The organism is Altibacter sp. HG106 (assembly GCF_028561755.1).
Lineage (GTDB): Bacteria > Bacteroidota > Bacteroidia > Flavobacteriales > Flavobacteriaceae > DFVG01.
The window spans coordinates 214,462-239,438 of the sequence record NZ_JAQQTD010000004.1 but is presented as its reverse complement, the minus strand read 5'-3'; the positions used below and the strand labels follow the sequence as shown (position 1 = coordinate 239,438).

Sequence of the window (24,977 nt, the reverse complement as noted above, 5' to 3'; positions counted from 1 at the left end):
ATATCGTAATTTTTAAGGGTAATAGGACTAAGAAAACCTTAAAAACGGAAGCCTAGATTAACATAAAATTCATCTGTATTCTCCTCGGGCACATAAGCGTACTGAATGGCAATAGGCCCTAAAAAAGTTTCTAGAGCATATCCAATAGCCACCCCGCTGTAATTGATTCGGTCTATCCACTGCCCTCTTTCAAATAAGGCGTCTCCCACGTTTGCGATATTGCCTGAAAGTAGCAGGTGGTTTTTCCGGAAAACCTCATAGTCCACCACTAATCGAGACAGGAGATAAGTGTCACCTCGCAAGCTAAGGGCTTCATATCCTGAAAACGGAATAATATTGTTCAACGGTTTGAACCCGTAACCTCCTACGAAAAAGTCCAACGATTTGGTGCGGCGATCACCCCATTTAAATCCTCCTTCTGTGGAAAGCACAACGGCGATACGCGACGTTAAGGGCTGCGCCCATGCTGCTTTCGCCTTGGCAATAGAAAATGGCTCAAATACCGTATTGGTACCATCGGCCCAGAGATACCAGTGAAAATCGCCGTGAAAATACAGTCCGCTTCGCGGATAGAATTTGTTATCAAAGGTATCGTAAGTAAGTTTTCCGAAGGCACTCACATAATTGGTATTTTCAAAAACGGTTCGAGGAAGGTCGTCTTCATCTGTACCGATGGTTTCGGTCAAAAAACGAAGCCATTTGTGTTCTGCCCCCAGGGATAATAAAAAGCTTCTTCGGAAAAGCGTTTGCACGAATACCGTGTTGGTAAAATCGTCATAGCGAAGATTCAATTCATTCACCTCAATCGGCTCATCTAATGAAGGCTGGTTGAGGATAAACTCACTACGCACCTCTTTCTCAAACGAATTAAAGGCCGAGGTAAGTCCGATGCTCCAATAAAACCCTTTATCGATATAATATTCAAAATTATACCGAAGATTATCTCCTATGATCAGGTCTAAGGAGGTTACGTCATTGTTCGTGAATAATCGCTTACGGGTGATGTTCACCAAGCCGGCCGAACGGAACAGGTCATCATAGTGCAACCCCAGGCGCAATTGGGTTTTCGATTCGTTTTCTACCAAATCAAATTGAACGGAATAGTGCTCGGGTTGCTCGGGATCGGGAACCAGGCGATAGTTAATCTGGTCAAAATTACCCGTCGCCGAGAGGTTATTAACCCCTTCATTGAATTTTTTATAGGAAACATTAGCCGGGGTTTGTAACTTCAACTTTCCTAGGACATACGAACGGGTATAACTTTCGTTGCCTTCAATTCCTACGTCGGTGATATAAATTGAGGTGCTGGTATTAAAGGTTACCGGGCTGCGTTCGGTGTTGCGTTGTCGCGCCGCAATGGCTTCTAGCGCCGACTTCTCTCGCAAAGCCGCTTGTGTTCCCGAAGTGATGATCTTTCGGCCTTCATCGAATGACACCACGGTGAAGTCATCAATTTTCGGATTGATGTAGACATCGGTCAATTCTCTTTTAGCTTTCATGTCGTTGATAGTGCGATAATTGTTTATCTGAACCAGTACATCGATAGCAGACCGCAACGACTTCCGATCTCGCAAACTATCCTGAACATCTACTCCAATAATAATATCGGCACCCCGTGCGCGAACCTCTTCCACGGGATAATTGTTCACCACACCCCCATCCACGAAGATCGTATCGTTTATCTTCACCGGACTGAACAAGGTTGGCAAGGCACCACTGGCGGTAACAGCTCTAGGTAAGTAGCCACGATCGAGAATCACCTCTTGCCCGGTTTCGACATTGGTGGCCACACAAAAGAACGGAATCTGGAGCTTGGTAAAGTCTTCTACATCATACACATGTATCAGCAAACGCGATAATAAATTATAGACATTTTGTCCCTTCGAAATCCCCGATGGAAATCCCAGTTTAAAATTATCGAATGGCAATGTTACCGCATAGGTTTCGGCATCGTCCTTTTCATAAAAGGTCTTAGCGCTTCTTGGAATATCGTCTTGAATAAGTGTATCAAAATCGAGATTTGTAAAGATCGAATCCAGCTGTTGCGCGTTATAGCCCGCAGCATACAAAGACCCTACAATGGCGCCCATGCTAGTCCCGCCAATGTAATCGATTCGTACCCCAGCGGCCTCCAATTCTTTCAACACGCCTATATGAGCCAACCCTTTGGCACCACCCCCGCTTAGCACCAGCCCTACTTTTGGGTCGTCCACCACAGTAGTCTCCTGAGCGGTAAGAACGCTCATGCTGCATAGAAGCAAAACGGTAATTAGAGTTCTCATACTACTGCAAATGGGCAATTATTTTTTTTGCTTTACTGGCTCCCACGACGGTTTCTACCTCATCGAAGGAGGCTTTTTGTATACGTTTAAGACTTTTAAAATGCTGAAGCAAACGCACCACGGTTTTTTCTCCAATCCCCGGAATGGTCTCTAAACTGGTTTGCAGCGCCTCTTTGCTTCGCTTGTCTCGATGGAAGGTGATCCCAAAACGGTGCGCTTCGTTTCGCAATTGCTGAATGATCTTTAGCGTTTCCGATTTTTTATCTAAATACAGCGGAATTGGATCTCCCGGATAGAATAACTCTTCCAACCGCTTCGCAATTCCAATAATGGCAATCTTTCCGCGTAATTCCAACCGCTCCAAACTTTTTAAGGCAGACCCTAACTGCCCCTTACCTCCATCTATGATGATAAGTTGCGGTAAGGGTTGCTCTTCCTCCAACAATCTTTTATATCGTCTATAGACTACCTCTTCCATAGAGGCATAATCATCGGGGCCTTCTACGGTCTTTATCTTAAATTTACGATAGTCTTTCTTACTCGGTTTTCCATTTTTGAATACAACACAGGCCGCCACCGGATTTGTTCCTTGAATGTTACTATTGTCGAAGCATTCAATATGGCGCGGTTCTTCCGATAGGCGAAGGTCTTTTTTCATCTGCGCCATAATACGGTTCTCATGTCGATCGGGATCCACGATTTTCGCTTGTTTAAAACGTTCCATCCGATAGTATTTGGCGTTGCGAAGTGAAAGATCTAGGATCTTCTTTTTATCGCCCGCCTTCGGAATATGTATTTTGATACCTTCTTCTGTTTTTATTCGGAACGGCACGTAAATTTCTTTGGACTGAGAGTTGAACCGTTGTCGTAATTCGATTACAGCGAGCTCGAGTAGCTCTCGATCGCTCTCGTCTAACTTCTTTTTGAGTTCTAAGGTATGTGACCTTATAATACTTCCGAAGGAGATCTGAAGAAAATTCACATACCCATAACTCTCATCGCTTGTAACGGTAAAAACATCTACATTGTTGATCTTAGGATTGACCACCGTCGACTTTACCTGATAATTCTCTAACACATCGATCTTGTCCTTCACGCGTTGTGCGTCTTCAAACCGAAGCGCTTCGGCATGCTGCTTCATTTGTTGTTTAAAGCGCGACAACGAATCCTTGAAGTTACCTTTGATAATGTTTCGAATGGCATCAATATTCTCGAGATAGTCTGCTTCCGAATGCTTTCCTTCACAGGGCCCCGCACAATTCCCCAAATGATATTCTAAGCACACTTTGTACTTCCCATTGCGAATCTTCTCCTCTGCCAGGTCGTAATTGCAGGTGCGTAAAGGATAAAGCCCACGAATCAACTCTAACAACGTATGCACGGTCTTCATACTGGTATACGGGCCATAATACTCACTGCCGTCACGAATCACACGACGGGTGGGGAAGACCCTCGGAAACCGTTCGTTCTTGATGCATAACCAAGGATAGCTCTTATCGTCCTTCAACATCACATTGTAACGAGGCTGGTATTTCTTAATGAGGTTGTTTTCCAACAACAAGGCATCGGTCTCGGTAGCGACTACAATATGCTTGATCTTCTCGATCTTCCGAACCAACAGTCGCGTTCGGGCGTTGTCGTGTTTCTTTGTAAAATAGGAAGCGACGCGTTTTCTCAGGTTCTTCGCCTTTCCAACATATAGCAATTTTTCGTTCTTATCATAGTACTGATAGACCCCGGGATCATTGGGGAGGGTTGAAATCTGCAGTTTTAGGGATGCTTCCGCCATACCTCAAAGATAAAGGATGTAAGACGTTTATTTGGAAAAAATAAGTTCCAAAAAAAATGTTAACGCGCGGTTAAATAGGAGCCGTATGAAATCTGATGTTTCAACAATCGCGTATATAGAATAAAGAAACAAGGATGCCGTCTCATCCCAGACACTCAATAGTCGTTCAATATTCGCTATTGTTTATTATTATACTGTATCTCTTTGCGCCTTCGAAGCAGTTGATTCTCGAAGGGATGCACCAGCTTTCTCATTGGGTGATCCACCCATCTGCGCATACCCACCATCACCCCCTCCACGCTTCAGAACTTGCTATGGATCATGAGCACAAGGTCCTTCAATTCTTATCCTTTGTTTCTGAACCGCAACCAGATGAAGAGCAAGAGAAGAAGTTTTCTCTTACGTTTCTGGACAAACATCTTCCACACCCTTTTATCGCCTATGTGGTTCTTAAGATGTACCAAACCGATCGGTTTTTATATCTAGAAAAAGTCCAACACATAAACCTTCCCACGCCCTCTCCCCCTCCTCAACTCGCTTCCTAACATTCTTTTTAAAAAGCATGCTTCAAGACTGAAGCCTTTCAATCACCTAAACTATACCTATGAAACCATATATATTTTGGATGGTATCGCTATGGGCCTCCCTGACTATGGGGCAAACCCTAAGCGGAACCATCACCTCTCCAGATGCGCAACCTATAGAATATGTTGCCGTCTTTAATAAGAATACGGGAACCCACACCCATACCAATGCTCAAGGATTTTTTCAACTTAAGGATGTATCCAGTTCACACGTGATCTATTTTTCGCACATCGGATACGAAACCTTAGAGCTTCCCATTGCCAAAGCTTCCGAACTTGAAAATATCACTCTGGTGCTGCAGCCTTCAAGCGTATCACTAGCGCAAATTGTTATCACACCAGAAATAAATACCTTACATCAAATTACCGACATCACTTTAAAAACACAACCCGTAAAATCGTCTCAAGAAATTTTGCGACAAGTTCCGGGGCTGTTTATTGGTCAGCATGCCGGCGGAGGAAAGGCCGAACAAATTTTTCTCCGCGGATTTGATATTGACCATGGTACCGACATCAATTTATCGGTGGACGGATTGCCCATCAATATGGTATCGCATGCCCACGGCCAGGGTTACAGTGACTTACATTTTATCATTCCTGAAACACTGGAAGATATTGAGTTCGGAAAAGGCCCGTACTATGCCGATAGAGGCGACTTTACCACGGCGGGATACGTGTCATTTGCCACCAAAGATCGTATCGATCGAAGCGCCGTTTCGGTGGAGTATGGCGATTTCGACTCCTTTAGAACCGTGGGGATGTTTAACATTCTTGAAACCGAACGAAGTGACGCCTACATAGCAGCTTCATTAAACACCTTTGATGGGCCGTTTGTGAGTCCACAGAATTTTAATCGGTTTAATGCGATGGCCAAATATAGGTTCTCCATTCCTAGAGAGCAATCGGTAACCCTCACCGCTTCCCACTTTCAGAGCAAATGGGATGCTTCGGGTCAGATACCGCAACGTGCAGTAGATGCAGGAATCATTGGCAGATTTGGCGCTATTGATGATACCGAAGGCGGAAATACGCGTCGCACAAACATTTTGATGAACCATGAAAAACAACTGGAAGGTACCAAGCGATGGACGTCTTCGGCATACTATACTTACTATGACTTTGAGTTGTTCTCGAATTTCACTTTCTTTTTGGAAGATCCTATAAATGGCGATCAGATTGCCCAACGAGAAAATCGTAATATTCTTGGCTTTCAAACGGCGTTATCGGAAGAACGCGACCTTGGTGCTACCGATTTCAGCTATGAAGCCGGCTTAGGTGTGCGCTATGATGATGTTAACGATATTGAACTTTCCCATACGAAAAACCGGAATGAGATTTTAGAACGCCGTGCCTTTGGAAACGTAGATCAGATCAACGCTTTTGCCTTTCTAAATACCGAATTCGACTGGGGAAAATGGAAACTTAACCCCGCGGTTCGCCTCGACTATTTTAAATTCGATTACGAGAACTTCCTTTCGGAAACCTATGACAATCAGAGTGAGCGAAAAGCCTTTGTGAGTCCGAAATTAAATGTAATCTTCGCCCCAACAGACCGAATCCAATTCTTTTTGAAAAACGGAATCGGTTTTCACTCCAACGACGCGCGTGTGGTCGTGGCCAACAATGGAGAAGACATTCTGCCAGCAGCTTACGGAAGCGATCTTGGAAGCGTATGGAAACTATCCGACAAATTGATCTTTGATACCGCTTTGTGGGTCCTGTTTCTCGAACAGGAGTTTGTCTATGTGGGGGATGCAGGCATTGTTGAGCCTAGCGGAAAAACAAGAAGAATGGGAATCGATATCGGATTGCGCTACGAGCCAGTATCCTGGTTACAAGTGTATACCAACGCAAATTACACCTATGCCCGCAGTACCGAGGCCCCCGAAGGCGCCAATTTTATTCCCCTAGCACCAGACTTTACGAGCGTAGGGGGAATTGCAGTGACTGATCTTCATCAGTTTTCTGGCGGCCTCTCATATCGTTATATTAAAGATCGGCCTGCAAATGAAGATAATAGCATTGTGGCAGAAGGTTATTTTGTAACGGATGCCAATATCAATTATACGTGGAATCAGTGGCGCTTTGGAATTATCGTAGAAAATCTCTTTGATACCGAATGGAATGAAACGCAATTCGCAACCGAAAGCCGGTTAGCGAACGAACCAGCGCCGGTAGAAGAAATTCATTTTACACCAGGGACTCCGTTTTTCCTTCGCGGAAAAGTTACCTATCAATTCTAGTGGGAAGGACAGGCGTTTTTTGTTATCTTTCAACAGCAAAAAACGCCTTCTCTCATGAACATTGCGATTCTTTCTCGTGGCGAATATTTGTATTCAACACAAAGTCTGTTACGAGCAGGGGCCGTGCGCAACCATGTAATGGAGGTATTGGACCCAACCAAATGTAGCCTGACCATAGAACAGGGGAAACCCGTGCTTTATTTTTGTAATGAGGTAATAGACGATCTAGACGCTGTGATCCCAAGAATTGGGGCCTCGAATACCTTTTTTGGTTCTTCGCTCGTACGCCATTTGGAAGCCATGAAGGTGTTTACGGTGGTGCGTGCCGAGTCTATTTTACAATCCCGAAACAAGTGGACTTCCTTTCAATTGTTAGCAAAGGCTGGGGTTTCCGTACCTAAGACCATTTTGGGAAATGTGTATGATATTGAAGAGGCCCTGACCTCCTTTCAAAAGAAACCTGTTATCTTAAAGGTGCTGCAAGGCACGCACGGTCAAGGGGTAATTCTGGCAGAGACCTATGCTTCGGCCCTCTCTACCATTGAAACCTTACAGGCGTCCGGCGTGCGTTTTGTGATTCAGGAATACATTGCAGAATCGAAGGGGTGCGATCTTCGTGCCATAGTGGTGGGTGGAAAGGTAGTCGCCGCAATGAAACGACAAAGTAAGTCGGGTGATTTTCGATCGAATTTGCATCGGGGTGGCACAGCGACTCCGCTCCGTCTTTCTGAAGCGGAAAAAAACATTGCGATTCAGGCGGCACGGGTACTTCAACTAGGGGTTTGTGGCGTCGATATTCTGCAAACTCATAACGGTCCGGTAATCCTTGAGGTGAACTCCACTCCGGGACTCGAAGGCATCGAAAAAACCACAGGGGTTAACATTTCAGAAAGCATAATAACCTATATAGAGCGTCAAACGCACCGATGAAGAAAGAAAAAGCAACAGCCCTTACCCTTTTAGGAGAAACCATTGCTCCCGGAACTTCGCAAGAATTAAACTTTAGCTTTGCGAAACTCCACACCAATACCCCAATAGATGTACCCATCATTATAGAGCGCTCTCAATATAAGGGGCCTACGGTATTGATCACCGCAGGAATCCACGGAGATGAAGTCAATGGTATCGAAATCGTTCGTCAACTCGTGAGCAAAGGAATAAATCGACCAAAGATAGGAACCATTATATGCATTCCCATTATAAACATCTTCGGGTTTCTACAGAAGGTACGAGAGTTTCCGGATGGACGCGACCTGAATCGGTCCTTTCCCGGCAGTAACAGTGGCTCTTTGGCCGGTCGCGTTGCCCATCAGTTGATGAATGACATCATTCCGCATGTAGACTATTGTCTGGACTTTCATACCGGCGGTTCCAGCCGTTTTAACGCGCCCCATATTCGCATTGCCAAAGGGAGCGAAGAACTCACAGAACTGGCCGATGTTTTTAATGCCCCGTTTATCCTTTACGCGAAGAATTTAAAGAAATCGTTCCGAAACGCTTGTCGAAAACGAAACATTCCCATGTTGCTCTTTGAGGGTGGAAAATCCAATAGCATTGATCCCGTGGTAAGCAACACTGGGGTCAACGGAACCAAACGCGTCCTGCATCACTTAGGAATGCTGCAAGCGAAATTCAAGGTTTCTACTCCTTCCCAGGAATCGGTACTCATCACCCGCAGCAAATGGGTTCGCGCCCAATACTCAGGCATGTTTCGCTCACTTGTGAAAGTGGGAAGTTTTGTCAATAAAGGCGAAGTGATTGGGCAGATTACAGACCCCTATGGTAAGATCAACCACCGAGTTCGTGCTTCAAATGAGGGCTATGTTTTTAACGTCAATGAAGCTCCGCTCATCTATCAGGGCGATGCCTTATTTCACCTTTCCACAGCGCTTCAGTAATGGACAAAATTGAGATTCGAAAGCACTATAAAGCAAGGCGCGCTGCACTTTCCGAAGACAGCTGTGAGGACCAAAGTCTCTTGATAGCCAATAAGACACTTCAATTGCCTATTTGGGAAAAAACCTACTTTCATTTGTTTTTGAGCATGCCCACACAGAAAGAAGTGAATACCGAATACCTGCTGCACATTTTGCAGGGCAAGGACAAAAGTGTGGTGCTTTCCAAAAGTGATTTCACTCATCTGGAAATGCAACATTATCTACTGCAAGAACATACCAAGATTACGGTTTCTTCCTTCGGAATTCCAGAACCACAGGATGGAATCACTATAGCCCCTAACCTACTGGATGTAGTGTTCGTACCCTTGTTGGCATTTGACGCGTCTGGACATCGTCTGGGCTACGGAAAAGGATTCTATGATCGGTTTTTGGCGCAATGTCGCACCGACTGCCTTCGGGTGGGGCTATCGTATTTTGAAGCGGAAGCGACCCTTCCTCATGAGGCTACGGATATACCGCTTCATTTTTGTGTTACACCCAAAAAAATATATCGCTTTTAAAAAATCGCTTATCTTTAAGCCTTTATCAAGTAACACTAACTAATTAAATTATTATGGAAACAAGTAATACTCCAGCGGGAGCACCACCAGACAACAACCTGGTGTGGGCTATCTTATGTACCGTGTTGTGCTGCCTTCCGTTAGGGATTGTAGCGATTATCAAATCGACTAAAGTTAAAGAATTGTGGTTACAAGGAGATCATGCCGCTGCGCAGAAAGCAGCCGATGATGCGAAAAAATACTCCATTTGGGGAGCGGCCATTGGCCTCATTTTCGTCGTGATCTATTTCATCCTCGTAGCCGTAGGTGTTGCAGCCGGTGGATTCTAAAAAGTACACATACCCCGCCCTATGGCTATTGCTGCTATTGGGCGGTTTTTTTCTCTTTTTCTTTTACAACCCTACCCAGCATTCCTTCTTTCTTCCGTGTCCGTTTAAACTCGCTACAGGGTATCATTGTCCGGGTTGTGGTTCGCAACGTGCATTACATCAATTGGCGCATTTAAATATTTCAGGGGCATTTGCCATGAATCCGCTGATGGTACTTTCGTTGCCGCTTATTGGATATGGCCTGGGCACGAAGATGTACAATAGCTTCTTCGGAACACAATACCGCGTGGATTTCTTTTACCAAAAGTGGTTTGTGTATGGGTATTTCGGCTTGGCCGTGCTGTATTGGGTGCTTCGGAATATTCCCTATGCTCCTTTTACCTATCTAGCTCCGCATAGTTAACACTACTTACGCAGTCGTTTCAGAAGCCTTCCCATCCAATTCGTCCTCCTGCGATTTTGGAAACGCTCTCTTGTTGAAGAAAATAAGCAAACATACACCCACGGTTATAGCTGAGTCGGCAATATTGAAGACCGGATCGAAAAAGGTAAAATACGTTCCACCCCAAAACGGAACCCACTCGGGCAACACCCCTTCCCATAACGGGAAATAGAGCATGTCTACCACTTTTCCGTGAAATAAGGTACCGTATCCACCTTCCGGAGGAAATAGCGAGGCTACCTGACTATGACTGTCATTGAAGATAATTCCGTAGAAAACAGAATCGATGATATTTCCCATGGCTCCGGCGAAAATGAAAGAAATGGCAACGATCAGCAATCTAGAGCCGAAATTCTTAACAGAGGTATACAACCAGTAACCAATACCTACAATGGCTACCAATCGGAATAAGGTTAGCAGTAGCTTTCCGTATTCGCCCGGAATCTTTGCGCCCCATGCCATGCCTTCATTCTCCACGAAATGAATTTTAAACCAACTGAAGACGTCAAAACCATCCCCTAAGATAAAGTTGGTTTTGATATAAATTTTAGAGACCTGATCAATGATCAAAATCAGTAGAATGAGGAGCGTTGCTTTCTTAAGGGACATAGCCAATTATTGAGGAGCAAAAATAGAAATATTTATTGGGTTTTTTGAAGATCGATATTCCCATATTTGCTTTCTACCAACATTTTAAAGACACCCCCGCTAGTAAGTTCGTTGGTTACTGTTCCGTGCTGTGATGTTGCTTCTGCCATGACTCCGGGAAGCGCGCTGATGGTAACGTTCCCTTCCTTTGTCTGAATCATGGCATTCCCAGAAAATCGCTTGCCATGACACCACCCTTTTTCCAAAGCAACTTCTAAACGTTTGTAGGTGCCTTTAAATTGCAAAGAAGCTTGCGTACTCCGTATCACCACTTCGTACGTTTCGGGTACGAGAAGGTACCATTCGCCAGATAGTACTTTATGCGCCGCCAACTTATCATCTTTTTTTTCAAAGAAGGGACGATAATCCAACGAAAGGTGCAGCACTCCGTTGATCTCTTGCATCGCGGGCATCATGTTTTCATAGGTCTCGCCTGCGATTTCTACGGATACTTTAATGCTATCGGTTTGGGTACTTTTGAGATAGATGGTGGAAGCGACCTCACCTTCCACAATGATTTTTGTAAACTGTCGAGCGTTCCAGCGCGTTTCCGAAGTTTTCTGAGCATAGCCAGAAATTGTGGTGCCAAAGAACAGGATAATACTACTTAGAAGTAGTTTGACTAAAAAACCCTCAATTCCGAAGAAATGATGGGTTGGTGTTATGCCTTTCTGTGGTTTCAAAAATACCTTACTTCTGCATGTTTTTGGCTTCGATGCTCAAGGTAGCATGAGGCACTAGCTTCAATCGCTCGGGATTGATCAATTTACCGGTCACTCGGCAGACTCCGTAGGTCTTATTTTCAATCCGGATCAACGCATTTTTCAAATCTCGGATAAACTTTTCCTGACGAATTGCCAACTGAGAAGAGGTTTCTTTGCTCATTACCTCACTTCCTTCGTCGAAGGCTTTAAAGGTAGGAGAGGTGTCATCGGTTCCGTTGTTACTATCGTTCTTATAGGCGCTTTCAATAAGTGCCAACTGTTCTTTCGCCTTATCTATCTTACCAATGATTAGTTCTTTAAATTCGGCTAGTTCGGCGTCACTATATCTATTTTTAACTTCTTCTGCCATAATTAAACGTGTTTTTGAATGCTCAATTTTGTCGCGATGTCATCGAAGGCAACTTCGGTTCCTTGCGTTACTTCGTCATTAAATTGAAGTATTTCTGTTAGGGTTTCTTGTTTTATGTATGCTATATTCTGCGTTACCGCATCTTTTAATAGTTCATTGTCTTGTAACGTAATGGCGATACGATCAGTAACTTCAAAACCGGACTCCTTTCGGAGGTTCTGAATACGATTGACCAATTCTCGCGCAATCCCTTCGTTCTTCAATTGCGGTGTGATGGTTACATCCAGCGCAACGGTAATTCCTTCGGCATTGGCGACCAACCACCCCTCAATATCCTGTGAGCTTATGATCACCTCATCTCTGCTCAATGTACAGTTTTTTTCGTTTACCTGCACGCTTATTTCCCCTTCATTTTCCAAGGTGGTGATTTCCTCCTGTCCCATGTTTCCTATGCGTCCGGCCACTACCTTCATATCTTTTCCGAAGCGAGGTCCTAATTTCTGAAAATCGGGTTTAATTTGTTTTACTAGGATGCCAGATCCTTCATCAATCAGTTCAACTTCTTTCACATTCACTTCAGAACGAATGAGCGGAGCGACCGCTTCAATTTCTTGTCGGGTGGTTTCGTCGAGAACTGGGATCATGATCTTTTGTAGCGGTTGTCGTACCTTGATCTTCTCTCGTTGACGTAACGAAAGCACCAGTGAGCTTATTGTCTGGGCGCGCTGCATTTTCCGCTCTAAGGCAGTATCTATATAATTCTTATTAGAAACCGGGAAGTCGCTCAGGTGAACCGAATTTGGCGCCTCTTGAACCACGCCTGCCGTTAGGTCTTTATAAAGCCTGTCCATAAAGAAAGGGGCTACCGGAGCTCCTAACTGGGCAACGGTCACTAAACAGGTATATAAGGTTTGATAGGCAGAAATTTTATCCGGCCCGTAGCTTCCCTTCCAATATCGGCGTCTGCTTAAACGTACAAACCAATTGCTTAAATTCTCCTGTACGAAGGTAGAAATCGCCCGACTTGCCTTGGTAGGTTCATAATCGGCGTAGGCTTCATCCACTTGTTCAATCAATGTATGCAATTCGGAAAGAATCCATCGATCAATTTCAGGGCGTTCCTCCATAGGAATGTCTGCTTCCGAATAATCGAAATTGTCTAAGTTCGCGTACAGACTGAAGAAGCTATAGGTATTGTAAAGGGTTCCGAAGAATTTGTTCCGAATTTCAGCAATCCCATCACTGTCGAACTTCAAATTATCCCAAGGATTCGCATTGCTGATCATATACCAACGCGTAGCGTCGGGTCCATAGGTTTCCAGCGTTTCAAAAGGGTCGACCGCGTTGCCCAAACGCTTCGACATTTTCTGGCCGTTTTTATCCAGCACTAATCCGTTGCTCACTACATTTTTGTAGGCAATGTCATCAAAGATCATGGTCGCAATGGCGTGTAAGGTATAGAACCAACCCCGGGTTTGATCGACCCCTTCTGCGATGAAATCGGCTTTACGCCAGGTATCCTCCACTTTTTCTTTATTCTCGAAAGGGTAATGCCATTGCGCATAGGGCATGCTACCGCTATCGAACCAAACATCGATCAGGTCGGCTTCCCGCTTCATCGGCTGGCCGGAATCGGATACCAATACAATGGCATCCACAATATTTTTATGCAAATCGACTTTCTCGTAATTGGCTTCGGAAAAATCGCCAGGAACAAAATCGTTGAAGATGGCTTCCTCTAAAACGCCTGCGGAAACGGCTTTTTGCATTTCGGCCTGCAATTCCGCAACGCTTCCAATGCATTTTGCTTCCTTCCCGTCTTCGGTTCTCCAAATAGGCAACGGAATCCCCCAATAGCGAGAACGGGACAAATTCCAATCGTTCGCATTCGCCAACCAATTTCCGAAACGCCCTTCTCCGGTCGCTTTCGGTTTCCAATTGATCTGCTGGTTCAATTCGAACATGCGATCCTTAAATTCGGTCACACGAATGAACCAAGAATCTAAGGGATAATATAAAATAGGCTTATCGGTTCGCCAGCAATTAGGGTAGCTGTGCACGTATTTTTCAACCTTGAAGGCCTTGTTATCGGTCTTTAACTGAATGGCGATCTCAACATCCACACTCTTTTCGGGCGCATCCCCTTCATCGTAATATTCATTCTTGACGTACTTCCCGCCTAATTCACGCATTTCAGGTCTAAACTTCCCCTGTAGATCGACCAGCGGAACCAGGTTATCGTTTTCATCCATGACCAATAAAGGCGGGACTTGCGGGCTGGCTTCTTTGGCAACCTTAGCATCATCGGCACCAAAAGTAGGCGCCGTGTGTACGATTCCGGTACCGTCTTCCGTAGTCACAAAATCTCCGGCAATAATTCTAAAGGCATGCTCTGGATGGTGATACGGTTTCACATAATCCATGAGTTGCTGATAGCGAATTCCTAGAAGGTCACTTCCTTTGAAGGATTTCACTATAAAATAAGGGATGGTCTTGTCGCCCTGCTTATAGCTTTCTAACACTTCTTCATTCGGCTTCTCTTCGTATTTTCCGCTGAACTGCTTCGAAATCAAACTCTTTGCCAGCACCACATAAATGGGGTCGAAAGTGTATTGATTAAAGGTTTTTACCAATACGTATTCGATGTTAGGTCCAACCGTTAAGGCCGTGTTGCTCGGTAAGGTCCAAGGCGTGGTCGTCCAGGCTAAAAAGTGAATATTGTTGCTTTCTTCGGAAAGAAATTCCGGAAGCGTATCGGGTATCGCTTTAAATTGAGCCACCACCGTAGTATCGGTCACATCTTGATAGGTACCGGGTTGGTTCAGCTCATGTGAGCTTAATCCCGTTCCGGCTTTTGGGGAATAGGGCTGAATGGTATATCCTTTGTACAAGAGGTCTTTCTCAAAAATTTGCTTCAGCAACCACCAGACCGTCTCCATGTACTTTGACTTATACGTCACGTACGGATCGCTCATATCGACCCAGTAGCCGTATTCTTCGGTGACTCTGTTCCAAACATCCGTATAGCGCATCACGGCTTTTCGACAGGCTTCATTATAGGCTTCTACCGAGATTTTTTTACCGATGTCTTCTTTGGTGATGCCCAATTCTTTTTCAACACCCAGTTCAATGGGTAATCCGTGGGTGTCCCATCCGGCTTTGCGATCTACTTTAAAGCCTTTCTGCGTTTTATACCTACAAAATATATCTTTAATAGCGCGGGCCATCACGTGATGAATCCCTGGTAGTCCATTGGCCGAAGGCGGACCTTCAAAAAACACGAAAGGAGTCGCATCCTCACGAATCGAAATACTCTTTTGAAAGGTGTTATCTTCATTCCAAAAACTGAGTATTTCCTTCGCCAGTTGCGGAAGGTCCAATCCTTTGTATTCCTTGAATTTAGCGCTCATATATAATTCTCTTTCTATAAGGCTGCGAAAGTAAGAAATTTTACAGAAATAGACTAGTGGAAGCCTTATAAGCACTATGAATATCGGTTTTTCAGGAATTCTTCCCTTTCGTGAAGCGAATCTTTCTTAGCGGGCTAAAAAAATGGTCTCGCTGAATGCGCTGAGCGAAACTCCCAAGAAACTCCTATCTTTAACCCATCCAATTGGGTTGCCCTTGAACAAATTTTTCCTTTTTCTCCTTTTAATTCCTGTGACAGTAAGTGCACAGGACTATGTAGACCTTGTAAAAATAGGTTTTGGACGTACCTTTCAGAATACTTTCGAAGAGACTCCAGGCGAGACACAAGTTCAATCGGTGGAAGCCGATCTCACGTTTCCCATCGTTTTAAATGAAAACAACGCCCTAATTTCCGGCCTGTCCTATAGCAGAAATCATTTGCAGCTCGCGCCCAATACCACCTTCGTTAGTTTGTACAGCACCACGCTAAAACTAGGGGTAGCGACCACTTTTAACGATCGGTGGAGCACTACCATTGTGGCGCTTCCGAAGATTGCATCCGACTACGGGAACATTACGGGAGACGACTTTTATCTTGGAGGGTTTGCGCTTCTGAAATATCAAAAAAAGGAGCGCCTTATCTATCGCTTCGGAGCCTATGGCTCGCAGGAAGCGTTTGGATTTTTCACAACACCTATCATCGGTTGGTATTACCTAAGCGAAAATCAAAAATTTGAAATGGATGTATCCTTACCCATCGCCACTGATATTAATTATCGGTTTGGAGCACTTTCCGTTGGGCTGGATTATTACGGTATCGGCCGAAGTTTCAACCTTACCGAGGCACCAACGCCTCAACTGTATGTGGATTTGAGTTCGCTGGAGTTTGCCAGCTATCTGCAATACAATGCGTTCGATAGACAAGTGTTGTTGCGTGGAAAATTAGGATACTCAAGCAATAATTACGAAGTATATCAACAGGGAGAAACAATCGATTTAGGGCTCTCTGCCTTTAGTTTCGGTGATGACCGAACCCGTTTAAACCCAGTGATTAATGGTGGATTTTTCTTCAAATTTGAAGCTATTTACCGCTTTCACCTAACGCCAAACGACTAACATAATTTTGTTATCTTTGGATAAACTCCCCAGCTATATGATACGAAGTTTTAAAGGTGAGATTTGGAAGGATATGCATAAGCCCACATGGCGAAGCAATGAAATTTTCAAAGTCTCTAGCCATGGACGCGTAGTTCGTTTTAAGTACGACGAAAACGGTGAATTGCTCACCCCTTATGTACTTGGTGGTTACGAAGTTTTCTCGGTAATGAGAAAGACGGGAAAATCACAACTACTGTATGTCCATCGCTGCGTAGCCGATGTGTTTATTGACAATCCTGAAGAAAAACCGTATGTAATTCATTTGGATTTTGACAAGTCGAATAACCATGTTGAAAATTTACAATACGTCACCAGAAAAGAGCTTACCGCTCACAATTTGAACAACCCTGCGGTTATAGAAAGCAAAGAACGCACGAAGAACAACCCGCGTTATTCTAAGCTTACCCCCGGAAGAGTTCGATTAATTAAGCGGAAAATATTTGACCCGAATCGCAAGACACGGATGCGCATGATCGCCAAACAGTTTGGCATTTCAGAAATGCAGTTATACCGTATTAAGTCGGGCGAAAATTGGGGTCACATAACCGATTACTGACATGGATAAACGCTGTCCCGAATGTGGAGATAAGATCATTGGCCGTTCTGATAAAAAGTTCTGCAGTGATGCTTGTCGAAATGCGCATAACAACGCGCTGAACAAAGACAGCAAACAGTTGGTTCGAAACATCAACAACCGATTGCGGAAAAACTACCGCATTCTGGAAGCCTTGAACACTCAGGATAAAACGAAGGTCCGCAAATCGACCTTAGATAAGCACGGATTTAATTTTCAGTTTTTCACAGGACAATACGTTACCAAAGCCGGAACTGTCTATTACTACGTTTACGACCAAGGATACCTCCCGTTGGAAAATGATTGGTACTTACTGGTTCGCACCGACATCCAATTGTAGTTATTTCCAGGACTGCCCTTTCAATTCTAAAGCGGCCTTTAAAATGTCTTTCTGACTGATCAATCCGGTTAATTTACCCGATTCGACGATTGGGAATCTCCGCCTTCGGGAAGTGAGGAACTTGTCGGCGGCGTCAAAGATGTTCATGTTACCATCAATGGTTTCTACTTCCGTAGCCATATGTTGTTCTACCTTGATGTCTTCCATGGGTTGATTGTAGTAGCGGCTGTTACTTATCTGCTTCATACAATCACCTTCACTGATGATCCCTACTAATTCGTTTCTATCGTTCACCACGGGTCCACCGGAAATTTTCTTTTTAATCAATGTATTCATCACTTCCAATACCGATTGCTGAGGGCGGAAGGTCACGAGGTTAGTGCTCATATAATCCGATACTTTTATATTTTCCGAAGAGCCTTTCGGCTTCTTGGCGCGCTTGCCGATATAACTTTTAATTCCCATAAGATAAGGTTTTTATCCTTTTAAATATACCCAATTTTTATCAAACCCTCATCGCCTTTAACATCTTTGAAGTTCCGGATTTAATTGTACCTTGCCTGCACCAAAACCAACCTATGAAACGCTTTTACGCCCTTTTATCGGTACTTTTCGTCTGTGGATTTCTCTATTATGGATTTTATAGCATGATGCCTTCTTCGGGCACTCCCGCAAGTCTTCCCGAAACCGAATTCGCTACCGAACGTGCTCTGGTGCCGCTGAAAGAAATCAGTAAAGAGCCTCATTTTACTACTTCCGAAGCCTTGTCTGAAGTGCGCACCTATATCATGGGGCAATTGAGAGCCCTCGGACTTCAGCCTACCACTCAGGAAGGTTTTTTACTACATCCGAACCGGGGCGTGTTAAGCAAACCCATCAATATCCTGGCACGGCTAGAAGGTAGCGAGGAGGGAAAAGCATTACTGGTCTTTACCCATTACGACAGTGCATTGGTACCTTCCTATGGAGCCAGTGATGCGGGAAGTGGGGTGGTAACCATTTTAGAAAGCCTCAGGGCTTTTAAGGCGTCGGGCAAACAACCCAAGAACGACATCATTATTTTATTTACAGACGGAGAAGAAACCGGACTCGATGGCGCCAAACTCTTTGTGAACGAGCACCCCTGGGCGAAAGACGTGGGAATCTCCCTGAATTTTGAAGCCCGGGGTAGCGGCGGCCCCAGCAATATGATTCTTGAAACAAATCACGGGAATGCGAACCTGATTAAAGCATTTCAAAATGCCAACCCCGAATATCCCGTAGCCACTTCCTTGATGTATAGCATTTATAAAATGCTTCCCAACGACACCGATTCTACCGTGCTGCGAGAAGATGGCGACTTAGACGGGTTCTTCTTTGCGTTTATCGATGATCATTACGACTACCATACGGCCAACGATAATTTTGAACGTCTCGATCGCAACACCTTACAGCACCAAGGGTCGTATCTGCTGCCGCTGTTGCACTATTTCGGGGACGCCCCATTGGAAGCTACGCGCGCCGAAGCAGACCATGTTTATTTCAATGTTCCTTGGCTCAAGTTGGTGCATTATCCGTTTTCTTGGATCCTCCCTATGCTGCTCCTCGCCTGGCTCGTTTTTATTGGATTGATTTTCTTCGGAATACAACGTGGCACGCTTCAACTGTCTGCTATCGGAAAAGGTTTTCTCCCTTTTTTAGGCAGCCTCATCGGATCGGGCTTGGTTGGGTTCTTTGGATGGAAACTGATCTTATGGGCCTACCCGCATTATGAAGAAATACAACATGGCTTTACCTATAATGGGCATACCTACATCGCCCTTTTTGTGGTATTGACGCTGGCGATCACCTTCTTTTTCTATCGGAATTCCAAAAAAGCAACGCTGCCCGGCTATTCAATAGCGCCACTCTTCTTCTGGTTGCTCCTCAATACCGGAGTCGCTATTGGACTTCAAGGCGCCGGATATTTTATCATCCCGGTGTTCTTTGCTCTGTTGAGCCTGTTTGTTATCCTGAAACAGCCAAATCCCAACCTCCTGCTGTTAACCCTCTTCGCTATTCCGGCCCTCTTTATCTTTGGCCCGCTTATTCAGTTCTTTCCGGTGGGTCTCGGACTAAAAATGTTGGTGATTAGTTGTGTATTTACCGTACTGTTATTCGGACTTCTCCTTCCTGTGTTTGGGTACTATCGCTGGAAACGGATACTCTCCGGATTGTTTTTCATTCTGGCACTGTTCTTTTTGATACGTGCGCACATGAGCAGTGATTTCACGGAAAGCCGACAAAAGCCAAATAGTCTGGTGTATTATCAAGATGTTACTTCGGAAAAAGCGTATTGGACCACTTACGATAAGGTCTTAGATTCGTGGACCCGAGGATACCTGGGCGATCAGCCTGAAGAAGCTTCCCAATATGTGAGCAATGCCGCCGGCAGCAAATACGGTACTTCCTATTCGTATGCTTCCGAAGCTCCCTTTAAAGATATCGAGAAGGTCTTGGCTCGAATAGAGCAGGACACGATGATAGACGGAGAGCGCAGTGTCACGTTCACCTTGCTTCCGCAGCGAAAATTGCACTTATTAAATTTGTACACTTCAGAGAAAACAACGTTTAATCGTTTGCGTTTTAACGGAAAAGAAATTCCTCCGGATAGTACTGGGAACGTCTATGGTGCCCGAAGCTCGAAACACTTGCTCACGTATTTTCTGAAGGGAGAAGATTCACTCGAAGTATCCTATTCGCTTCCGGAACGTGAACAGCCTGTTTTTGTGGTACAGGAATACTCTTTCGACCTGCTCGAACACCCTCAATTTTCCATCAACAAACGCCCTAAAAATACCATGCCCAAACCCTTTGTTGTAACAGATGCAATCATTCAGAAGCATGAGATCAATATGGAACTGCTAAAACGTACTCCCGCCCTAGACTCTGTAAGCACAACCTCGGAATGATACAACACGTTGCAATTTCAGGATTGGGTTGGCTAGGTCTGCCGCTAGCACGACGTTTGATGGACACCGGCTATCGTGTACGAGGATCGGTTACGCAACCGGACAAGGCAGCGAGCTTTCAGCAAAAAGGATACCGCGCATTCGTTTTGCATGCGATGGAAAGCGGACTCGCTGGGTCGCCTTCCGAATTTCTCGAAGGAATTGATTGTTATGTTGTTATGATCCCACCGGGGCTACGAAAACACAGTGGGGTGAATTATGTAGCGAAAATGAAGCATCTGCTCACCGAAGTGGTTCGACAGGAGATTCCGCATGTGATCTTCATTAGCAGTACTTCGGTCTACGGCTCAGATCAGGGGACGGTGACCGAAAAAACAACGCCACAACCCGATTCGGAAGCCGGGAAACAGTTATTGGAAACCGAACAACTTTGGTTTCAAGCACCACTTAAGACGACCATCGTTCGATTTGGCGGACTCATTGGGGGGAGTCGGCAACCCGTTCGCTATTTAGCCGGCAGAACCGGTTTGAGCAACGGAAATGCACCGGTGAATTTAATTCATCGCAAAGACTGCCTGAATATCCTTGCGAGTATCATTCAGCAAGAAGCCTTTGGACATATTTTAAATGCGGTGCATCCAGACCATCCTTCCAAGGAAGCGTATTACGTTTCAAAAGCAAAAGAACTTGGACTCACCCCTCCACAGTATTCAGAACCCTCTTCAACGTGGATGAACAAACAAGTAGATTCTGTGCTCATCCCTTCGGAGCTCCACTATACTTTCCAGCATCCCATATAAAAAAAGGGCGCCAATTGGCGCCCTTTCAGAATTTATCAGTTCCTTGATTACCAAATTCGAACTCTATTTTCAGGAGCTACGTACATAGGATCTCCTGGTTCAATACCAAAAGCTTCGTAAAAAGCATCAATATTCTTAAGAGGTTCGGTAGCGCGGTAGCGTCCAGGAGAGTGGGGATCGGTCTTTACCTGCTCCCGTAGGGATTCTTCACGTTGCTTGGTACGCCATACAGTGGCCCAGCTCATAAAGAAACGCTGTTCGGGTGTGAATCCATCGATCTTTCCAGGGCGGCCATTTTCTTCGTAGAAACGTTGTAGTCCGTCATACGCTCCCAACAAGCCTCCCAGGTCTCCGATGTTTTCTCCTAAGGTAAATTTTCCGTTGATAAAGACACTATCCAGTACCTCAACACTGCTGTATTGATCCGCCAATGCGGTACCACGCTTGGTAAACTCTTCCAGGTCTTGTTCGGTCCACCAGTTCACCAAATTTCCTTCCGCATCAAAACGCGAACCGCTATCGTCAAAGGCGTGAGAAATTTCGTGTCCGATTACTGCTCCAATGCCTCCGTAGTTTACAGCTTCATCTGCTTTGTAGTCGTAGAAAGGAGGTTGTAAAATAGCCGCAGGGAAAACGATCTCATTGTTGAAGGGATTGAAGTAGGCGTTTACCGTTTGCGGAGACATTCCCCACTCGGTTCTATCGACCGGCTCGTTAATACGAGATAAATTGTCTTCCAACAACCATTGATTCACTGCGATTCTGTTTTCGTAGTACGAATTCTCAGGGGTTACCGCCATAGAAGAATAATCTTTCCATTTATCGGGATACCCGATCTTCACGGTGAACTTATCTAGCTTTTCAACCGCCTTTATTTTAGTGCTATCGCTCATCCACTCTAAGTTCTGTATACGCTCCTTATAGGCGGCGATAACGTTGGCGATCATGTTTTCGGCTTTTGCTTTTGCTTCCGGCGGGAACATCTCGTCTACGTATAGCTTTCCAAGCGCTTCACCAACACTTCCGTTGATAGTTCTCAGAGCGCGCTCATCGGCCGGACGTTGTTTTTTCGTTCCGTTCAGGGTTTTGCTGTAGAAGTCCCAGTTGGCTTTTTCGATCTCCGTGGTTAGCATCCCGGCAGCATCGTTTAAGGTTTGCCAACGCATTACTGTTTTCCAGGTATCGATATCGCCTTCCGCTAGCACATTCTGCAAGGTTTCCATATAGGCAGGTTGCATCACCATAACCGTATCGAGCTCCTTCTCAACACCTAGGTCATCAAAAGCTTGTTCCCATTGGATGGCGGGAACCATTTCCTGTACCTGAGCCATACTTCTTGGGTTGTTGAAGTTTCGGAAGTCTCGACGAGCTACCTTATCCAGACGAGGTTCTGCCAAGGTGGTCTCAAAGGCTAAGATGGTTTCCGCCTGACTCCGTGCCTCAGCTTCCGAATCACCTAAAAACTGAAGCATTCTGGTGATGTGATCTACATATTGTTGACGGATTTTCTGCGAAGCAGGATCGTCGTTGGTATAGTAATCGCGATCGGGTAACCCAAGCCCTCCTGGGGTGATATACGCCGCGTTCATAGCGCTATTGTTAGGGTTAGAAAAGGCTGCGATTCCCATGAAAGGTTGAGACACTGTGGTCGCATTTTCGGTCATCACTTTCTGAAATTCTTCCACAGAAGAGATGCTCGCAATTTTATCTAACGCGGGCTGCAACGGTTGAATTCCGGCTTCATCTCTTGCTACGGTATCCAATTCAGTCTCAAAAAGCATGATCGCTTTCGCCTGATCGGTATTTGCCGCGTAGGCATCACTTTCTTGCGCTTTCGCCAAAATATTTAGCACATCTTGATCGGTTTTCTTCCGCAAGACATTAAATCCGCCCCAGCGTACTTGATCGTCTGGAATTTCTGTGTTTTTCATCCACGTGCCGTTGACGTAGTTGTAGAAGTCGGCTTTCGGACTTACCGTGGTATCCATATTGGCCAAAATAATACCTCTTGGGCCCTCATCGGCGTTTGCCGCCATATTCTTTTCCTTGTCATTGCAAGAAACAACTATCAGCGTAGCTGCAACGGCAAGCATTGTTGTTAAGAAGGGTGTTTTCATTGTTTTGAATTTAAATTGAGTCGAACGTATTTGCCGTTCGGGCATTAGTAATTGGTTGATTCGAAGCTGGATTTGTTACAGATTCTGATCATTATTATCCTTCAATTCTTGTTGGTATACAGAATCGAGAAATCGTTGTTGTTTTTCCAGCTCTTTTAGTTCGTCTTCTCTTCGCTGTTCATCGATGGCTTCCTTTTGATATTTTTCATTGAGTTGAATCATCAGGCTTTGCAGGGCCTTGTTTAATTCGGAAACATAATATGCCACTTTCACCGTGTCGGGTCGTGAGCGTTGCACGGCTTGATTCAGCAATTTGATGCGGGTGTTGACGATCACCATTCGGCTATGAATGGGTTTTCCGAAGATGCTATCCGGAAAATCTTTGAGCAGAGAATCGGCTCTGTTCGCCAATAATTCGGTTCTGGGTCGCAGAAAATTAAGGGCATTGCCATTGAGTTGTTGAATATCCCCCTGAAAATCCTGATAGTCAGACCACCGAAGCAGCGCTTCTTCCACTTCCGAAGATAAGGTCGGGAACGGAAATTCTGTGTTTCCGTAGATCTTCAGACTATCTCCCACCACCTCCTGTGTGGCAACTTCGTTTGAAGCTTCCGTGCCACATCCAAGCAGCAGTAGGCCTCCGAAGAAATAAAGAAGAAAAATTGGTTTCATAAGTTTGGCGCAAAGATACTATTTATTGAGGATAGCCGCTTTTTCCTATGGAAAGAAATAGTGGTAATCCCTATCTTTGAAAAAACAGTCTATGCAACCCCTTAAAAAACGAATCTTAATAATTGGAGCCTGTGGGCAAATTGGTACGGAACTCACCGAACGTCTGCGACAACAATACGCTCCTCATAAAGTAATTGCAAGCGATATTCGCGAAGGAGACGAAGCGCTCATGAAGGGAGGCCCCTTCGAGGTGCTCGATGCGATGAACTACGATGCGCTACAAGATATTGTCATCAATTACGAAATTACCGAAGTATATCTCATGGCAGCGATGCTTTCGGCTACGGCTGAAAAATTCCCGATGAAGGCTTGGAATTTGAACATGAATTCTTTATTCAATGTGCTCAACCTCGCCAAAGAAGGAAAGATCGAGAAAGTTTTCTGGCCTTCCAGCATCGCGGTGTTTGGAAGTACAACCCCTAAGCAAGACACCCCACAGCGAACGGTGATGGAGCCTTCTACGGTGTATGGTATCAGCAAACAAACAGGGGAGCGCTGGTGCGAGTATTATTTCAATAAATACGGCGTTGATGTTCGAAGCATTCGATATCCCGGGCTCATAAGTTATAAGACACTTCCCGGTGGTGGAACGACCGACTATGCAGTGGATATTTACCACAAGGCGTTAAAGCACAAAAAATACATTTGCTTCCTTGAAAAGGATACGGAATTACCCATGATGTATATGGATGATGCCATTGCCGCCACTATTGGAATCATGGAGGCCGAAAAGGAGGATATTAAAATTAGAAGCGCCTACAATTTAGCCGCCATGAGTTTTGACCCTGAAACCATTGCGGGTAGCATTCGAAACCACGTTCCTGAATTCACCATTTCGTATGATCCTGATTTTAGACAAGAGATCGCCGATTCCTGGCCGCAAAGTATAGACGATACGGAAGCACGCAACGATTGGGGATGGCAGCACCAAGTGGGGTTGGATGAAATGACGGAGAAAATGATTGAAGGTCTCTATGCCGAATATGACACCTCTAATTAACCACAATTCTCAGTAGCTTCAATAGTTGACAGTTGTTGCGAAATGGTTGTGTTGAAGAATGCCGTTTCA

At 44.9% G+C, this 24,977-nt stretch carries 22 protein-coding genes; 13 read left to right on the top strand and 9 right to left on the bottom strand.

Going from position 1 to position 24,977, the window contains the following annotated elements; all coding sequences use genetic code 11:
- Window positions 1-38: 38 nt before the first annotated feature.
- Window positions 39-2,282, bottom strand: coding sequence for a patatin-like phospholipase family protein (locus tag PO830_RS08370; RefSeq protein WP_272853090.1), 2,244 nt, complete (start codon window positions 2,280-2,282; stop codon window positions 39-41).
- Window position 2,283: 1 nt separating this feature from the next.
- A complete protein-coding gene (uvrC, locus tag PO830_RS08365; RefSeq protein ID WP_272853089.1) occupies window positions 2,284-4,071 on the bottom strand; it encodes an excinuclease ABC subunit UvrC in 1,788 nt (595 codons plus the stop codon).
- Window positions 4,072-4,250: 179 nt separating this feature from the next.
- Between uvrC and PO830_RS08360 the strand changes: the two genes are divergently transcribed.
- The 7 genes from PO830_RS08360 to PO830_RS08330 are packed head-to-tail and all read left to right on the top strand — an operon-like array spanning window position 4,251 to window position 10,088.
- A complete protein-coding gene (locus PO830_RS08360) occupies window positions 4,251-4,616 on the top strand; it encodes a hypothetical protein (protein WP_272853088.1) in 366 nt (121 codons plus the stop codon).
- 59 nt (window positions 4,617-4,675) lie between these two features.
- Entirely contained in the window at window positions 4,676-6,898 is a 2,223-nt protein-coding gene (locus PO830_RS08355) for a TonB-dependent receptor (protein ID WP_272853087.1), read from the top strand.
- 54 nt (window positions 6,899-6,952) lie between these two features.
- Window positions 6,953-7,828 (top strand): ATP-grasp domain-containing protein, encoded by an 876-nt coding sequence (locus tag PO830_RS08350; RefSeq protein ID WP_272853086.1) that lies wholly within the window; start codon window positions 6,953-6,955, stop codon window positions 7,826-7,828.
- Window positions 7,825-8,796 (top strand): succinylglutamate desuccinylase/aspartoacylase family protein, encoded by a 972-nt coding sequence (locus tag PO830_RS08345; RefSeq protein ID WP_272853085.1) that lies wholly within the window; start codon window positions 7,825-7,827, stop codon window positions 8,794-8,796. Before PO830_RS08350 ends, PO830_RS08345 begins: the two co-directional genes overlap by 4 nt.
- Window positions 8,796-9,356 carry a 5-formyltetrahydrofolate cyclo-ligase gene (locus PO830_RS08340; protein ID WP_272853084.1) on the top strand — a complete coding sequence of 187 codons (561 nt, stop codon included), beginning with the start codon at window positions 8,796-8,798 and terminating at the stop codon, window positions 9,354-9,356. The genes PO830_RS08345 and PO830_RS08340 overlap by 1 nt, the downstream gene beginning before the upstream one ends.
- Before the next feature lie 53 nt (window positions 9,357-9,409).
- Window positions 9,410-9,685 carry a CD225/dispanin family protein gene (locus tag PO830_RS08335; RefSeq protein WP_272853083.1) on the top strand — a complete coding sequence of 92 codons (276 nt, stop codon included), beginning with the start codon at window positions 9,410-9,412 and terminating at the stop codon, window positions 9,683-9,685.
- Entirely contained in the window at window positions 9,663-10,088 is a 426-nt protein-coding gene (locus PO830_RS08330; protein ID WP_272853082.1) for a DUF2752 domain-containing protein, read from the top strand. The genes PO830_RS08335 and PO830_RS08330 overlap by 23 nt, the downstream gene beginning before the upstream one ends.
- Window positions 10,089-10,094: 6 nt before the next feature.
- On the opposite strand, the gene PO830_RS08325 is transcribed toward PO830_RS08330, so the two are convergent.
- Genes PO830_RS08325 through ileS form a run of 4 tightly spaced genes read right to left on the bottom strand, consistent with a single transcriptional unit; the run spans window position 10,095 to window position 15,259 of the window.
- A complete protein-coding gene (locus tag PO830_RS08325) occupies window positions 10,095-10,736 on the bottom strand; it encodes a lipoprotein signal peptidase (protein ID WP_272853081.1) in 642 nt (213 codons plus the stop codon).
- Between the two features lie 32 nt (window positions 10,737-10,768).
- Window positions 10,769-11,458, bottom strand: coding sequence for a hypothetical protein (locus PO830_RS08320; RefSeq protein ID WP_272853080.1), 690 nt, complete (start codon window positions 11,456-11,458; stop codon window positions 10,769-10,771).
- 7 nt (window positions 11,459-11,465) lie between these two features.
- Entirely contained in the window at window positions 11,466-11,849 is a 384-nt protein-coding gene (locus PO830_RS08315; RefSeq protein ID WP_272853079.1) for a TraR/DksA family transcriptional regulator, read from the bottom strand.
- 2 nt (window positions 11,850-11,851) lie between these two features.
- Complete coding sequence (gene ileS / locus PO830_RS08310) at window positions 11,852-15,259, bottom strand: isoleucine--tRNA ligase (RefSeq protein WP_272853078.1); 3,408 nt, start codon at window positions 15,257-15,259, stop codon at window positions 11,852-11,854.
- Between the two features lie 250 nt (window positions 15,260-15,509).
- Here ileS and PO830_RS08305 point away from each other — a divergent pair, with 250 nt between their 5' ends.
- The 3 genes from PO830_RS08305 to PO830_RS08295 are packed head-to-tail and all read left to right on the top strand — an operon-like array spanning window position 15,510 to window position 17,329.
- Window positions 15,510-16,373, top strand: coding sequence for a DUF6268 family outer membrane beta-barrel protein (locus tag PO830_RS08305; RefSeq protein ID WP_272853077.1), 864 nt, complete (start codon window positions 15,510-15,512; stop codon window positions 16,371-16,373).
- Window positions 16,374-16,410: 37 nt separating this feature from the next.
- Entirely contained in the window at window positions 16,411-16,971 is a 561-nt protein-coding gene (locus tag PO830_RS08300; RefSeq protein ID WP_272853076.1) for an HNH endonuclease, read from the top strand.
- Window position 16,972: 1 nt separating this feature from the next.
- Complete coding sequence (locus tag PO830_RS08295) at window positions 16,973-17,329, top strand: hypothetical protein (protein ID WP_272853075.1); 357 nt, start codon at window positions 16,973-16,975, stop codon at window positions 17,327-17,329.
- On the opposite strand, the gene PO830_RS08290 is transcribed toward PO830_RS08295, so the two are convergent.
- A complete protein-coding gene (locus PO830_RS08290) occupies window positions 17,330-17,794 on the bottom strand; it encodes a CBS domain-containing protein (protein WP_272853074.1) in 465 nt (154 codons plus the stop codon).
- A gap of 113 nt (window positions 17,795-17,907) precedes the next feature.
- On the opposite strand from PO830_RS08290, the gene PO830_RS08285 reads away from it, so the two are divergent.
- On the top strand, window positions 17,908-20,259 hold the full coding sequence (locus PO830_RS08285; RefSeq protein WP_272853073.1) for a M20/M25/M40 family metallo-hydrolase: 2,352 nt from the start codon (window positions 17,908-17,910) through the stop codon (window positions 20,257-20,259).
- Entirely contained in the window at window positions 20,256-21,059 is an 804-nt protein-coding gene (locus tag PO830_RS08280) for an SDR family oxidoreductase (RefSeq protein WP_272853072.1), read from the top strand. The genes PO830_RS08285 and PO830_RS08280 overlap by 4 nt, the downstream gene beginning before the upstream one ends.
- 47 nt (window positions 21,060-21,106) lie before the next feature.
- Here PO830_RS08280 and PO830_RS08275 read toward each other — a convergent pair whose 3' ends face one another.
- Both PO830_RS08275 and PO830_RS08270 read right to left on the bottom strand, forming a co-directional pair.
- A complete protein-coding gene (locus tag PO830_RS08275) occupies window positions 21,107-23,176 on the bottom strand; it encodes a M13 family metallopeptidase (protein WP_272853071.1) in 2,070 nt (689 codons plus the stop codon).
- Between the two features lie 75 nt (window positions 23,177-23,251).
- The gene (locus tag PO830_RS08270; protein WP_272853070.1) at window positions 23,252-23,848 is read right to left on the bottom strand and encodes a hypothetical protein; all 597 of its coding nucleotides are present in this window, start codon (window positions 23,846-23,848) and stop codon (window positions 23,252-23,254) included.
- A 91-nt stretch (window positions 23,849-23,939) separates the two neighbouring features.
- Between PO830_RS08270 and PO830_RS08265 the strand changes: the two genes are divergently transcribed.
- The gene (locus tag PO830_RS08265) at window positions 23,940-24,908 is read left to right on the top strand and encodes an NAD-dependent epimerase/dehydratase family protein (protein WP_272853069.1); all 969 of its coding nucleotides are present in this window, start codon (window positions 23,940-23,942) and stop codon (window positions 24,906-24,908) included.
- The last annotated feature ends 69 nt before the right edge of the window (window positions 24,909-24,977 follow it).

Bases quoted from the DNA above. Each gene is read 5' to 3' on its own strand.
- PO830_RS08300 (WP_272853076.1), top strand. From the start codon at position 16,411: ATGATACGAAGTTTTAAAGGTGAGATTTGGAAGGATATGCATAAGCCC.
- ileS (WP_272853078.1), bottom strand. From the start codon at position 15,259: ATGAGCGCTAAATTCAAGGAATACAAAGGATTGGACCTTCCGCAACTG.
- uvrC (WP_272853089.1), bottom strand. From the start codon at position 4,071: ATGGCGGAAGCATCCCTAAAACTGCAGATTTCAACCCTCCCCAATGAT.
- PO830_RS08335 (WP_272853083.1), top strand. From the start codon at position 9,410: ATGGAAACAAGTAATACTCCAGCGGGAGCACCACCAGACAACAACCTG.
- PO830_RS08270 (WP_272853070.1), bottom strand. From the start codon at position 23,848: ATGAAACCAATTTTTCTTCTTTATTTCTTCGGAGGCCTACTGCTGCTT.
- PO830_RS08355 (WP_272853087.1), top strand. From the start codon at position 4,676: ATGAAACCATATATATTTTGGATGGTATCGCTATGGGCCTCCCTGACT.
- PO830_RS08265 (WP_272853069.1), top strand. From the start codon at position 23,940: ATGCAACCCCTTAAAAAACGAATCTTAATAATTGGAGCCTGTGGGCAA.
- PO830_RS08370 (WP_272853090.1), bottom strand. From the start codon at position 2,282: ATGAGAACTCTAATTACCGTTTTGCTTCTATGCAGCATGAGCGTTCTT.
- PO830_RS08290 (WP_272853074.1), bottom strand. From the start codon at position 17,794: ATGGGAATTAAAAGTTATATCGGCAAGCGCGCCAAGAAGCCGAAAGGC.
- PO830_RS08280 (WP_272853072.1), top strand. From the start codon at position 20,256: ATGATACAACACGTTGCAATTTCAGGATTGGGTTGGCTAGGTCTGCCG.
- PO830_RS08275 (WP_272853071.1), bottom strand. From the start codon at position 23,176: ATGAAAACACCCTTCTTAACAACAATGCTTGCCGTTGCAGCTACGCTG.
- PO830_RS08340 (WP_272853084.1), top strand. From the start codon at position 8,796: ATGGACAAAATTGAGATTCGAAAGCACTATAAAGCAAGGCGCGCTGCA.
- PO830_RS08285 (WP_272853073.1), top strand. From the start codon at position 17,908: ATGAAACGCTTTTACGCCCTTTTATCGGTACTTTTCGTCTGTGGATTT.
- PO830_RS08295 (WP_272853075.1), top strand. From the start codon at position 16,973: ATGGATAAACGCTGTCCCGAATGTGGAGATAAGATCATTGGCCGTTCT.
- PO830_RS08315 (WP_272853079.1), bottom strand. From the start codon at position 11,849: ATGGCAGAAGAAGTTAAAAATAGATATAGTGACGCCGAACTAGCCGAA.
- PO830_RS08325 (WP_272853081.1), bottom strand. From the start codon at position 10,736: ATGTCCCTTAAGAAAGCAACGCTCCTCATTCTACTGATTTTGATCATT.
- PO830_RS08345 (WP_272853085.1), top strand. From the start codon at position 7,825: ATGAAGAAAGAAAAAGCAACAGCCCTTACCCTTTTAGGAGAAACCATT.
- PO830_RS08350 (WP_272853086.1), top strand. From the start codon at position 6,953: ATGAACATTGCGATTCTTTCTCGTGGCGAATATTTGTATTCAACACAA.